Raw genomic sequence first — 13,248 nt, forward strand, 5'->3', positions numbered from 1 at the left:
GCGCGCGGCGGGGTGTACGGACCATCACGATCCGGACACGGGCCGGCCCGCCGACCGCGTCGGTTCCCCGGATCCGCGCCCCCGCGCCGTACGGTGGCTCGCGTGACCGGCGACCGCACGGGCGACCCCAGGCAGGTGCCCGCCCCGTTCGCGGCCGCGCTGGCGTCCCTGCGCGAGCGACGGCTGCGCGGCGAGGTGCACCTCGCGGAGATCCCCGGCCCCACGCGCGTGGCCCCGTACTCCGTCGCGCTCGAGGGCGAGGTGGTGGAGCCCGACGGCGAGGAGGTCGCCACGGGGCGGTTCGTCGTGCTGCACGACCCGGACGGCCAGGAGACGTGGCAGGGCACCTTCCGGGTGGTCACCCTCGTGCGCGCGACCCTCGAGCCCGAGCTCGCGGCCGACCCGCTGCTGGCGGACGTCGCCTGGACGTGGGTCACGGAGTCGCTCTCCGCCACGGGCGTCGAGGCCCTGGCGATCGGCGGCACCGTGACCCGCGTGCTCTCCCAGAGCTTCGGGGCGCTGGAGGCGACGCCCGACGCCGTGGACCTCGAGATCCGCGCGTCCTGGACGCCCACCGACCCCGGCCTCGGCGTCCACCTCGCGGTGTGGGCCGACCTCATGGCCACCGCCGGCGGCCTGCCCCCGCTCCCCGACGGCGTCACGGCCCTGTCGTCGCGGTCGGGCCCCCGACCGCCATCCCGACCGCATACCGTGGGGCCATGAGCTCAGCAGTCCCCCCGACCGCGACCGACGTCGTCCCGCTCACCGAGCCGGCCGACGGCGTCGGGCGCGTCGTCGACACCCCGGCCGCCCTCGCCCGCGTGGTCGAGCGGTTCGCAGCCGGCACCGGCCCCGTCGCCGCCGACGCCGAGCGGGCCTCGGGCTACCGCTACGGCCAGGCCACCTACCTCGTCCAGCTGCGGCGCGAGGGCTCGGGCACGGCGCTGCTCGACCCGGTGGCGCTGCCGGACCTGTCGCCCGTGGGCGACGCGGTCGGCGACGTCGAGTGGGTGCTGCACGCGGCGTCGCAGGACCTGCCGGGCCTCGCCGAGCACGGGCTGCGGCCCGCCCGCGTCTTCGATACCGAGCTCGCCGCCCGTCTGCTGGGCCTGGAGCGCGTCGGCCTCGCCGCGGTCGTCGCCGAGCTGCTCGGCCTCGGACTCGCCAAGGAGCACTCCGCCGTCGACTGGTCCACGCGGCCCCTGCCCGAGGACTGGCTGCGGTACGCGGCGCTCGACGTCGAGGTGCTGGTGGACCTGCGCGACCGCCTGGCCGAGCGGCTGGAGGCGGACGGCAAGGCGGAGTGGGCGGCGCAGGAGTTCGAGGCCGAGCGCACGGCTGCTCCCCCGGCCCCGCGCGTCGACCCGTGGCGCCGCACGTCGGGCACCCACACGCTGCGCGACCGACGCCAGCTCGCCGTCGTGCGCGGCCTCTGGGAGGCCCGCGACGCCAACGCCCGCGCCCGCGACATCTCCCCCGGCCGCGTCCTGCCCGACCGCGCCATCGTCGCCGCGGCCCGCGCCCTGCCCCGCACGGTGCCGCAGCTCGTGGCGCTCCCCGAGTTCGCCGGCAAGGCGACCCGCCGCCGCGCCCCGGCGTGGCAGCAGGCGATCGACGAGGCCCTCGCCCTGCCGGACGACCGGCTGCCCACCCTGCGCGGCCCCCGCACCGACGGCCCGCCGCAGCCGCGCACCTGGGCCGACCGAGACCCGGTCGCAGCGCGGCGGCTCGCCGGCGCGCGCGAGCTGCTCGGCTCCCTGTCCGGCGACCTGCACGTGCCGGTCGAGAACCTGCTCCAGCCCGACGCCCTGCGCCGGCTGTGCTGGACCCCGCCCGACCCGGCCGGGTCGGCCGAGATCGCGGAGTTCCTCCGGGGCCGCGGCGCCCGCGCGTGGCAGATCGACCTCGTCGCCGGCCCCCTGGAGACCGCCTTCGCCGCCGTCTCCTGACCCGCGGGGCACCTCCGTCGGCCAGACCCGGCACCTCTGGTGAGACCCGGTCTCAGAGTGGTCTATTCTCGTTACCGGTACTCGCGGTAGCGTGTACCTCGGTGCCGGCCCCACGCGGGCCGTGCCCCGTGAGCGGCGTCGCTCGTCGGACGCCGAAGTCCCGACCATCGTCAGTGGATGGAGCTGCCATGACCACCCGGAACCCGGCCCGCCGCGCGCTGCGCGACGTCGTCTTCGTCGAAGGCGTCCGCACGCCGTTCGGCAAGGCCCGCCCCGACGGCCTGTTCGCGGAGACCCGCGCGGACGACCTCGTCGTCAAGGCGGTGCGCGAGCTGCTGCGCCGCCACCCCGAGCTCCCGGGCGATCGCGTGGACGAGGTGGCCATCGCCGCCACCACCCAGCAGGGCGACCAGGGCCTGACCCTCGGCCGCACCGTCGGCATGCTGGCCGGACTGCCGACCACCGTGCCCGGCTTCGCCATCGACCGCATGTGCGCGGGTGCGATGACCGCCGTGACCACCACCGCCGCCGGCATCGCGACCGGCAGCGCGGACGTCGTGATCGCGGGCGGCGTCGAGCACATGGGCCGCCACCCGATGGGCTTCGACGCCGACCCGAACCCGCGCTTCCTGTCGGAGCGGCTCGTCGACCCCGAGGCGCTCAACATGGGCGTCACGGCCGAGAACCTGCACGACAAGTTCCCGCACCTCACCAAGGCGCGCGCCGACGCCTACGCCGTGAACAGCCAGGCCAAGTACGCCAAGGCGCTGGCCAACGGCGACGTCGGCCCGGAGCTCGTGCCCGTCGCGGTGCGCTCCACCGAGCAGGGCTGGGGCCTCGCCACGGCCGACGAGCTGCCCCGCCCCGGCACCACGGTCGAGGGCATCGCGAACCTCAAGACGCCGTTCCGCCCCGGCGGCCGCGTCACCGCGGGCAACGCCTCCCCCCTGACCGACGGCGCGACGGCCGCGCTCCTCGCCTCCGGCGACACCGCGGCCGAGCTGGGTCTGCCGGTCGCGATGCGCCTGGTGTCGTCCGCGTTCGCCGGCGTCGACCCGTCGATCATGGGCTACGGCCCGGTCCCGGCCACCGACAAGGCCCTCGCCCAGGCCGGCCTCGCCATCGACGACATCGGCCTGTTCGAGATCAACGAGGCCTTCGCCGTGCAGGTGCTGAGCTTCCTCGACCACTACGGGATCGCGGACGACGACGAGCGCGTCAACCCGTACGGCGGCGCCATCGCCATGGGCCACCCGCTGGCCGGCTCGGGCGTGCGCCTCATGACGCAGCTCGCCCACCAGTTCGCGGCCCGCCCCGAGGTCCGCTACGGCATCACCACGATGTGCGTCGGCCTCGGCCAAGGCGGCACCGTGATCTGGGAGAACCCGCACCACGCCGACTACTCCGGCCACACCACCGCGACCACGGACGAGGAGAACTGACCCCGTGCCCGAGAACATGACCGAGAAGTCCGCCGCCGGCGTCCGGGCCGAGCGCGTCACCCACTCCCGCGTCCGCGACGTCGAGCTCCCCGGCGGCGCGGGCACCCTCGCGCTCGTCACGCTCGACAACGGCCTGGACCACACCAAGCCCAGCACCCTGGGCCCCGAGGGCATGGCCGAGCTCACGGCCGCGCTCACGGCGCTGCAGGAGCGCGCCGGCCGCGGCGAGATCGCCGCCGTCGCCGTCACGGGCAAGCCGTACTTCCTCGCCGCGGGCGCGGACCTGCTGCAGGTCTCCACGGTCACGTCGCACGACCAGGCGCTCGAGCTCGGCCGCTCCGGGCACGCCGCCTACGAGCTGCTGCACACCATGGGCGTGCCGACGTTCGCGTTCGTCAACGGGCTGGCGCTCGGCGGCGGACTCGAGGTCGCGCTCAACTGCGACTACCGCACCGTCGCCTCCGACGCCCCCGCCCTCGGCCTGCCCGAGACCGGCCTCGGCCTCGTGCCCGGCTGGGGCGGCGCGTACCTCGTGCCGCGCCTGGTCGGCATCGAGAAGGCCGTGGACGTCGTCCTCACGCGCCCCGCGGCGCAGAAGCCCTTCAAGCCCGCCGAGGCGGCGAAGATCGGCCTGGTCGACGAGCTCTTCGAGGCCGCGGACTTCCTCGAGCAGTCGATCCTGTGGGCCTCCCGCGTCCTGCGCGGCGAGGTCGAGGTCCCCCGGCGCGAGCTCGACCCGCAGCCGGTGTGGGACGCCGTCGTCGCCGCCACGCGCCAGCGGCTCGACGCCGTCGTCGCGGGCTCGCGCCCGGCGCCCTACCGCGCGCTCGACCTGCTGGCCGCGGCGCGGAACGCCGGTCGAGCCGAGGCGTTCGCGGCCGAGGACCAGGCGCTGGCCGATCTCATCATGTCCGACGAGATGCGCGCCAGCGTCTACGCCTTCCAGCTCGTCTCCGGCGGCAAGAAGCCCGCGGGCGCCCCGGACAAGAGCCTCGCCCGTCCCGTCACCCGCGTCGGCATCGTCGGCGCCGGCCTCATGGCAGCGCAGATCGCGCTGCTCGTCGCGCAGCGCCTCGGCGTGCCCGTCGTGATGCGCGACCTCGACCAGGAGCGGGTCGACAAGGGCCTCGGCTTCGTGCGCTCCACGGTGGAGAAGCTCGTCGGCCGCGGCCGGATGACGCCGGAGGCGGCGGCGCGCATCGTCGCGAGCGTCCACGGCACCACCGAGATCGGCGAGTTCGCGTCGTGCGACGTCGTGGTCGAGGCGGTCACCGAGGTCATGGGCCTCAAGAAGAAGGTGTTCGCCGAGCTCGAGGGCGTCGTCTCCCCGGAGACGATCCTCGCGACCAACACGTCCGCCCTGTCCGTGACCGAGATGGCGGCCGACCTGGCGCACCCGGAGCGCGTCGTGGGCATCCACTTCTTCAACCCGGTGGCCCAGATGCCGCTGGTCGAGGTGGTGCAGGCGACGGAGACCTCCGACGAGGCCCTCGCCACGGCGTTCGCCGTCACGAAGAAGCTGCGCAAGACGGCGGTGCTGGTCGCCGACCGTCCCGGGTTCGTCGTCAACCGCCTGCTCGTGCTCGTCATGGGCAAGGTCGTCGAGGCCATCGAGAACGGCACCTCCGTCGAGGTCGCCGACACCGCCCTCGCGCCGCTCGGCCTCCCGATGCCCACCTTCGAGCTCTTCGACCTCGTCGGGCCGGCCGTGGGCCTGCACGTGCTCACGTCGCTCCGCGAGGACCTGGGCGACCGCTTCCCGACCTCCCCCGGCCTGGAGAAGCTCGTGGCCGACGGGACGCGCGTCGTGCTCGACCGGCCCGCGCCCGGCCTGCCGAAGCCCGTCGACCCGGCGATCCAGGCCGTGTTCGGCGACGCCCTCCCCGCGGGCGAGCAGGGCCGCCAGGGCACCCCGGTGCTCGACGCGGCGGGCGTGCTCGACTCGGTGCTCACGGCCCTGACCGTCGAGGTCGGGCACATGCTCGACGAGGGCGTGGTGGCCGGGCCGCCGCAGATCGACCTGTGCATGATCCTCGGCGCCGGGTGGGGCTTCCACACGGGCGGCATCACGCCGTACCTCGACCGCGCCGGGTACGCCACGAAGGTCCTGGGCCGCCGGATCCTGCCCGACGGCGCCGCGAACGTCCCCGAGAACGTCGCCTGACACGCCCTCCTCGGAGACCCGAGCCGCACGGCTCAGCATGCACCGGTGGCCCGGTCCCGACCTCGGGACCGGGCCACCGGTGCGTGGCGGGCTACCCCACGTCGCGGACGGCGCGCCGGACCGCCTCGACCGTCCTCGCGACGTCGTCCTCGTCCGTCGACCAGTTGCTCACCGAGACGCGCAGGACGTCCCGCCCCTGCCACCGCGAGCCCGAGATCCAGGTCTCGCCGTCGGCGACGAGACGCTCGCCCGCGGCACAGGTGCGGGTGTCGTCGGCGAGCGCGAGGCACACCTGCGTGTAGACGACGTCGTTGACGACCCGCACGCCGTCGATGCGCGCCACTCCCTCCGCGATCGCGCCGGCGCGGCGCGCGAGCCCGCCGACGAGCTCGGCCAGCCCCTCGCGACCCAGCGAGCGCAGAGCGGCCCAGGTCGGCACGCCCCGGGCACGCCGCGAGAGCTCGGGAGCCTTGTCGTAGGGGTTTCCCGGGCCGGGGGCGTCCACGAGGTACGCCGTGTGCACGCCGAACGCCGCACGGACGGGCACGGGGTCGGCGACGACCGCGACGCCGCAGTCGTAGGGCACGTTGAGCGTCTTGTGCGCGTCCGTGGCCCACGAGTCGGCGTCCGCGATCCCGCGGACGAGGTGCGCGAGCTCCGGCGCGGCGGCCGCCCAGAGGCCGAAGGCGCCGTCGACGTGCACCCACGCGCCGTGCTCGTGCGCGAGCGGGACCGCCTCGGCGAAGGGGTCGAACGAGCCGGAGTGCACGTTGCCGGCCTGCAGGACGACGATCGTCGGCGTCCCCGGCGGCCCGGCGGCGAGCGCTGCGGCGAGCGCGTCGGTGCGCAGGCGGCCCTGGTCGTCGGCTCCCACCACGGTCGGCGCGCCGAGCCCGAGGTAGCGGAGCGCGAGGTCGACGGAGTCGTGCCGCTCGGCACCGACGAGCACACGCACGGGCGGCCCTCCGACCAGGCCGCTCTCGTGCACGTCCCACCCGGCGCGGGCGAGCACGGCGCCGCGCGCCGCGCCGAGGCCGGTGAGGCTCGCCGTCGTCGCGCCCGTCACGAAGCCCACGTCGGAACCGGCCGGCAGGCCGAGCGCGTCGAGCACCCAGCGCCCCGCCGCCTCCTCCACCGCGACCACGCCCGGCGTCGAGAACCGCATCCCGGCGTTCTGGTCCCACGCGCTCACGAGCCAGTCGGCCCCCAGCGCGGCAGGGAGCGTGCCGCCCATGACCCAGCCGAAGAACCTGCCCGAGCCGATCGCCATGAGGCCGGGCTCGACCCTGGCGGCGAGCTCGTCCACGACGTCGGCGGGCGCGAGTCCCCGCTCGGGCAGCGGCCCGGCGAGCGCCCGCCCCACGGCGTCCGCGTCGGCGCGTGGTGGGACGGGCCGTTCCCCCACGCCCTCGAGCCAGGCGCGCGCGTGGTGCGCGGCGCGGCCCAGCGCGCCGTCGAAGTCCTTGCCTCGCACCGTCATCCGGATGCTCCTTCGCGGCCGGCGGGAGACCTTACAGGGTACCGAGGTGTCGGAGCGGACGCCCGGGTTCATGGAGACCCGCCCACGCCGTCCCGCGCACCGGCGACCGCGGACGGACGACCGCGGAAGACGGCCGCGGACGGACGGCGCGGAGCCTTCCGGCCGCGACGGGTGCGTGTGACACTTCCGCCATGATGCGCACCATGGGTGTCGAGGAGGAGTTCCTCCTCGTGGGCGACGACGGACGACCGGTCGCGAAGGCCACGGAGGCGCTCGACGCCTCGGAGGGCACCGGCGCGCCCGGCGACCCCTCCGGCAGGGCCGCCGCGTCGGCCACGACCGGCGGCGGCGCCCTCGAGACGGAGTTCATGGAGGAGCAGCTCGAGACCGCGACGCACCCCCGGCGCGACCTGACCGAGCTCGCCGCCGAGATCCGTGCAGGCCGCGAGCGCGCCCAGAGGGCTGCCGACCGGGTCGGGGCGCGCGTCGCGGCGCTGGCCACGTCCCCGTGGCCGTTCGAGGGCACGACGGTGGCGCGCCTGCGCTACCTCGAGGCGCGGGCGAAGTTCGGGCTCACGGCGCGCGAGCAGCTGACCAGCGGATGCCACGTGCACGTCGCGGTCGCCGACGACGCCGAGGGCGTGGCCGTGCTCGACCGCATCGGGCCGTGGCTGTCGGTGCTGCTCGCGCTCAGCGCCAACTCGCCGTTCTGGCAGGGTCAGGACTCCGGCTTCGCGAGCTACCGCTCCCAGGTGTGGGCGCGGTGGCCCACGTCCGGCCCCGCGCGCTCGTTCGGGTCCCCCGAGGCGTACCGCGAGGCCGTCGACGCGCTCGTCGCGACCGGCACGATCCTCGACCACAACATGGTCTACTTCGACGCCCGGCTCTCGTCGCGGTACCCCACCGTCGAGGTCCGCATCGCCGACGTCTGCCTCGACGCCGACACCGCCACCCTGCTGGGCGCCCTCGCCCGGGGCCTCGTCGAGACGGCGGCACGCGAGGCGGACGAGGGTCGCGCCGCGCCGGTGCTGCGCACGGAGCTGCTGCGCACGGCCGCCTGGCGCGCGGGCCGCTCCGGGCTGGCGGACGAGCTCCTGTCCCCGTACACCTGGCGCCCCGCGCCGGCCCACGACGTCGTCGGGCAGCTCGTGGCGCACGTGCGCGAGGCGCTGGTGGACGCCGGCGACCTGGACACGGTCACCCACCTGCTCGGCCGGCTGTGGGCGTCGGGAGACGGCGCGGCGCGGCAGCGCGCCTGGCACGCGGAGGCCGGCGGCGACCTGCGCTACGTCGTCGACCGCGCCGTGGCCGCGACCCACGCCTGACCCGGCGCGGCCTCAAGCGCGCTGGGGTGGAGCCGGTCGAGGGCGAACATCTCCGCACGACGGCCGCGGCCTGCGCCGCGGCGCGCTGGCGGGACATCCCCGACCCGACCGCCCGCAGCGGCTGCGGCACGGCACGGCACGCAGGGCGTCAGTCGTCCCAGCCCATCCGCAGCACCTCGAACGCGGTGGCGTGCCGGGTGCCGAACGCCTCCCCGGTGGCCGACGTCATGCTCCCGAGGAAATCCGCCGGGTCGAAGTGCTCCCAGCCGAGGCCGTCGAGGTAGGCGGCGTGCGCCCGCAGCGACGCCACCCCGGCGTCGAACGTCTCCGTGACGTCCACCGCGTGGGCGGCGTCGGGCGACCCGGCCACCCACACCTGCCGCACACCGCCCCACGGCTCGAGGCCCTCCGCCTCGAGCTGGTCGTGGAAGACCCACCGGTTGCCGGCGTCGCGCACGGCGTCGACCACGGCGCGCCCGGCCGCGACGTGGTCGGCCTGGTTGAGCATCCCGCCGGGGAACGTCTCGCGGTAGTTGCCGGTGATCACCACCTCGGGGCGGTGCCGGCGGACCGCGCCCGCGATCGCGCGGCGCAGCGGCAGGCCGTACTCGAGCACCCCGTCCGCGAAGCCGAGGAACTCGACCTCCTCGACGCCGACGGCCCGCGCCGAGGCGACCTGCTCGCCCTCGCGCACCCGGCGGGCCTCGTCGGGGTGCATGCCGTCGATCCCGGCCTCGCCGCTGGTCACCATGGCGTACACGACCCGCTTGCCCTGCCCCGTCCAGCGGGCGACGGCGGCCGCGGCCCCGAACTCCATGTCGTCGGGGTGCGCCACGACCGCGAGCGCGGTCGTCCAGCTCTCGTCCAGCGGTCGCAGCGGTGCGGGGCCCGGCGTCGTCGGCGTGGTCATGGTGGCCACGCTAGCCGCCCGGCGGCCCGCTCAGCAGGTCGTGAGGCCGTGGGCGCGGAACACGTCGCGCACCGCCTCGGTCGCCTCCGCCGTGGGCGGCGGCGTGCCGTCGAGCTCGTACGCGCGCCCGAGCTCCGCCCACTTGTCGCGGGCCATCTGGTGGAACGGCAGCACCTCGACGCGCTCCACCGTGCCGGGGCGCACGGCCTCGACGTCGGCGGCGTGCCGCGCGACGGCGGCCACGTTCGCGGGGTCGTCGGTGAGGCCCGGCACCAGCACGAACCGCACCCAGACCCGCACCCCGCGCTCGGCGAGGCGCCGGCCGAAGCGCAGCGTCGGCGCGAGCGAGCGGCCGGTGACGCGCCGGTAGGTCGCCTCGTCGCCGGACTTGATGTCGAGCAGCACGAGGTCGGTGTCGTCCAGCATCGCGTCGGTCGCGTTCGCCCCGAGGAACCCCGACGTGTCGAGGGTGGTGTGCACGCCGAGCTCCTTCGCCCCGCGCAGGACCCGCGCGGCGAACGCGGGCTGCATGAGCACCTCGCCGCCCGAGAGCGTGAGGCCGCCGCCCGTCGCGGAGAAGATGCCGCGGTAGCGCGCGACGCGGGCGAGCAGCTCCTCGGCGAGGACGGGCTCGCCGTCCTTCATCGCGAGGGTGTCGGGGTTGTGGCAGTACAGGCAGCGCAGCGGGCAGCCGTTGAGGAAGACGGTGAGGCGGGTGCCCGGGCCGTCCACGGCGGTCACGAGCTCCCACGAGTGCACCGAGCCGAGCTCGCCCGAGCGCATCAGCCCCAGGCGCTCGGACCGTCCGACGTCGCCGGGGTCCACCGTCGCGATCCCCCGCAGGCCGGCGCCGGCCCGGCGCGGGGAGGGGGCGTCCAGGAGCGCCGGGCCGGCAGTCATGTCAGAGCCCCCCGTGGAAGGTCCGCGACAGCACGTCCAGCTGCTGCTCGCGGGTCAGCCGCACGAAGTTCACCGCGTAGCCGGAGACGCGGATCGTCAGCTGCGGGTACTTCTCCGGGTGCTCCATCGCGTCCTCGAGCGTCTCGCGCACGAGGACGTTGACGTTCATGTGGTACCCGTCGGCGCCCACCGAGGCGTCGAGCAGGCCGGCCAGGTTCGCCACCTGCTCCTCGCGGGTGCGGCCGAGGCCCGACGGGACGACGGTGTTGGTCAGCGAGATCCCGTCCTGCGCCTGGTCGTAAGGCAGCTTGGCGACCGAGAGCGCCGAGGCGAGCATGCCGTGCGTGTCCCGGCCGTTCATCGGGTTGGCGCCCGGCGAGAAGGGCTCGCCGGCGCGGCGGCCGTCCGGGGTGTTCCCTGTCGCCCTGCCGTAGACCACGTTGGACGTGATCGTCAGCACCGACTGGGTCGGGACGGCGTCGCGGTACAGGGGGTGCCGGCGGATCTTCGCCATGAACGACTCGACGAGGTCCACCGCGATGGCGTCCACGCGGTCGTCGTCGTTGCCGTACGCCGGGTAGTCGCCGTCGGTCTCGTAGTCCACGACGACGCCCCGGTCGTCGACCACCGGGGTCACGGTGGCGTACCGGATGGCCGAGAGCGAGTCCGCGGCGACCGACAGGCCGGCGATACCGCAGGCCATGGTGCGCAGCACGTCCCGGTCGTGCAGGGCCATCTCGAGCCGCTCGTACGCGTACCTGTCGTGCGACCAGTGGATGCAGTTGAGGGCCTCGACGTACGTCTCGGCGAGCCAGTCCATCGTGCGGTCGAACCGTGCGCGCACGTCGTCGTAGTCGAGCGGCAGGCCCGGCGCGACGGCGGGGAACGCGGGCGAGACCTGGGTGCCGGTGACCTCGTCCTTGCCGCCGTTGATCGCGTACAGCAGCGCCTTGGCGAGGTTCACGCGGGCGCCGAAGAACTGCATCTGCTTACCGACCGCCATCGGCGAGACGCAGCACGCGATGGCGGCGTCGTCGCCCCACGCGGCGCGGATCTGCTCGTCCGACTCGTACTGCACGGCCGACGTGTCGATCGAGACCCGGGCGCAGAAGTCCTTGAACCCGCGGGGCAGGCGGGGGCTCCAGAAGACCGTCATGTTCGGCTCCGGCGCCGGCCCCAGGTTGTACAGGGTCTGCAGGAAGCGGAACGAGCTCTTGGTGACCAGCGGGCGGCCGTCGTCACCCATGCCGCCGATGGTCTCGGTGACCCACGTCGGGTCACCGGAGAACAGCGCGTCGTACTCGGGGGTGCGCAGGAAGCGGACGATGCGCAGCTTGATGACGAAGTCGTCGACGATCTCCTGCGCCTCGGGCTCCGTGAGGCGCCCGGCCCGCAGGTCGCGCTCGAGGTAGACGTCGAGGAATGTCGACGTGCGGCCCAGCGACATCGCCGCGCCGTTCTGCTCCTTGACCGCGGCGAGGTAGCCGAAGTACAGCCACTGCACCGCCTCGCGGGCCGTCGTCGCCGGTCCGGAGATGTCGTAGCCGTACGACGCGGCCATCTGCTTGAGCTCGCCGAGGGCACGGATCTGCTCCGCGTGCTCCTCGCGCTCACGCGCGACAGAGTCGGTGAACGGCAGGACGTCGAGACCGAGCTTGTCGACCTTCTTCGCGGCGACCAGCTGGTCCACGCCGTACAGGGCCACGCGGCGGTAGTCGCCGATGATGCGGCCACGGCCGTACGCGTCCGGCAGGCCGGTGATCACGTGCGAGCTGCGGGCGGCGCGCACGTTCGGCGGGTAGACGTCGAACACGGCCTGGTTGTGCGTCTTGCGGTACTCGGTGAAGACCTTCCGCAGGTCCTCGTCGACCGGATAGCCGTACGTCTTCAGGGCGCCCTCGACCATGCGCCACCCGCCGTTCGGCATGATCGCGCGCTTGAGCGGCGCGTCGGTCTGCAGGCCGACGATCAGCTCCGCGTCGCGGTCGATGTAGCCGGGCCCGTGCGCGGTGATGCCCGCCGGGGTGTGCGGGTCGACGTCGTGGACACCCTTCTCGCGCTCGGCCGGGAACATCGCCGACAGCTTCTCCCACACGCCCGCGGTGCGCGCCGTCGGCCCCGCGAGGAACCCGTCGTCGCCGGTGTACGGGGTGTAGTTGCGCTGGATGAAGTCACGCACGTCGATGCCGTCGCACCAGGGCCCGGGCTCGAACCCGCTCCAGGCGGAGGTGGTGGTGGGTGCCGCGTCGGTGGTGGTCATGGATGCCCCTTCTTTGAGGTATGACCACAGCCTATTCGTGAAGACATTCACAAGCGACGTCGAGGGCCTGTGACGTCGCAGACACCTTCGAGCACGGGATCCGTATCGCCAACGGCCGGATGGCGATACGGATCCCGTGCTCGAAGGGTTCAGTCCAGGACGGCGCCAGCCGGGGAGGCGGCGAGCGCAATCGCCTCGCGCGTCGTCGGCGCGACGACGTCGGGCCGGCCCGGCCCCTCCCACGCGCGGCCGTGGGAGACCCACGCCGTGCGCGTGCCGGCGGCGCGGCCGACCGCGACGTCGGCGTGGGCGGCGTCGCCGATCATCCAGACCTCGCGGCGGTCGACGTCCGCGGCGCCGAGCCGCGCCAGCGCGATCTCCACGAGGCGCGGGTCGGGCTTGGCGACCCCCTCCTCTCCGGAGACCACGACCGCGTCCACGTGCGGGTCGATGCCGCACCGGGCGATCTTGCCGCGCTGCTGCGCGGACGTGCCGTTGGTGACGACGGCCACCCGGTGCCCGGCGCGACGGAGAACGTCGAGGGAGAACAGCACGCCGTCGTACACGCGCACGTGCTCGAGGATGCCGGCGCGGAACCGGTCGATCGCCGCGGGGACGTCGTCGTCCCAGCCGAGGCGGTCGACGAGCACCCGGGCGAGGGCCTCCTTGGACCCGTGGCCGCCCTCGTCGGCCACGAGGATCGCCTCGAGGTCGTCCGGGGAACCGCCGGTGGCGGCCACCTCCCCGGACGCCCACGCCGAGAAGGCCTCGGCGCGGCCCACGAGGGTGTTGTCCAGGTCCAGGAGCCAGATCATGAC

General features: G+C 74.9%; 10 protein-coding genes. 5 read left to right on the forward strand and 5 right to left on the reverse strand.

The window, feature by feature from the left end; translation table 11 throughout:
• The first annotated feature begins 102 nt into the window (after positions 1-102).
• From ACQFYA_RS11850 to ACQFYA_RS11865, 4 genes are all read left to right on the forward strand, one after another.
• Positions 103-723, forward strand: a complete 621-nt coding sequence (locus ACQFYA_RS11850; protein ID WP_499124334.1) for a DUF3000 domain-containing protein — start codon at positions 103-105, stop codon at positions 721-723.
• Positions 720-1,949, forward strand: coding sequence for an HRDC domain-containing protein (locus tag ACQFYA_RS11855; RefSeq protein ID WP_499124337.1), 1,230 nt, complete (start codon positions 720-722; stop codon positions 1,947-1,949). Before ACQFYA_RS11850 ends, ACQFYA_RS11855 begins: the two co-directional genes overlap by 4 nt.
• A gap of 188 nt (positions 1,950-2,137) precedes the next feature.
• Positions 2,138-3,391 carry a thiolase family protein gene (locus tag ACQFYA_RS11860; RefSeq protein ID WP_499124339.1) on the forward strand — a complete coding sequence of 418 codons (1,254 nt, stop codon included), beginning with the start codon at positions 2,138-2,140 and terminating at the stop codon, positions 3,389-3,391.
• 16 nt (positions 3,392-3,407) lie between these two features.
• Positions 3,408-5,555: a 3-hydroxyacyl-CoA dehydrogenase NAD-binding domain-containing protein gene (locus tag ACQFYA_RS11865; protein WP_499127513.1), complete on the forward strand. Its 2,148-nt coding sequence runs from the start codon at positions 3,408-3,410 to the stop codon at positions 5,553-5,555.
• Between the two features lie 91 nt (positions 5,556-5,646).
• On the opposite strand, the gene ACQFYA_RS11870 is transcribed toward ACQFYA_RS11865, so the two are convergent.
• Positions 5,647-7,035, reverse strand: a complete 1,389-nt coding sequence (locus ACQFYA_RS11870; RefSeq protein WP_499124341.1) for a pyridoxal phosphate-dependent decarboxylase family protein — start codon at positions 7,033-7,035, stop codon at positions 5,647-5,649.
• A 191-nt stretch (positions 7,036-7,226) separates the two neighbouring features.
• Between ACQFYA_RS11870 and ACQFYA_RS11875 the strand changes: the two genes are divergently transcribed.
• Complete coding sequence (locus ACQFYA_RS11875; RefSeq protein WP_499124342.1) at positions 7,227-8,360, forward strand: carboxylate-amine ligase; 1,134 nt, start codon at positions 7,227-7,229, stop codon at positions 8,358-8,360.
• A gap of 148 nt (positions 8,361-8,508) precedes the next feature.
• Here the strand turns inward: ACQFYA_RS11875 and ACQFYA_RS11880 are convergent, their stop codons facing one another.
• From ACQFYA_RS11880 to ACQFYA_RS11895, 4 genes are all read right to left on the reverse strand, one after another.
• Positions 8,509-9,270, reverse strand: a complete 762-nt coding sequence (locus ACQFYA_RS11880) for a PIG-L deacetylase family protein (RefSeq protein ID WP_499124344.1) — start codon at positions 9,268-9,270, stop codon at positions 8,509-8,511.
• 30 nt (positions 9,271-9,300) lie between these two features.
• Positions 9,301-10,170 (reverse strand): pyruvate formate-lyase-activating protein, encoded by an 870-nt coding sequence (pflA, locus tag ACQFYA_RS11885; protein WP_499124347.1) that lies wholly within the window; start codon positions 10,168-10,170, stop codon positions 9,301-9,303.
• 1 nt (position 10,171) lies between these two features.
• A complete protein-coding gene (pflB, locus tag ACQFYA_RS11890) occupies positions 10,172-12,430 on the reverse strand; it encodes a formate C-acetyltransferase (protein ID WP_499124350.1) in 2,259 nt (752 codons plus the stop codon).
• Positions 12,431-12,579: 149 nt separating this feature from the next.
• Positions 12,580-13,245 (reverse strand): HAD family hydrolase, encoded by a 666-nt coding sequence (locus ACQFYA_RS11895; RefSeq protein ID WP_499124352.1) that lies wholly within the window; start codon positions 13,243-13,245, stop codon positions 12,580-12,582.
• Between the last annotated feature and the right edge of the window lie 3 nt (positions 13,246-13,248).

Source organism: Promicromonospora sp. Marseille-Q5078, assembly GCF_050315395.1.
Classification (GTDB): Bacteria; Actinomycetota; Actinomycetes; order Actinomycetales; family Cellulomonadaceae; genus Isoptericola.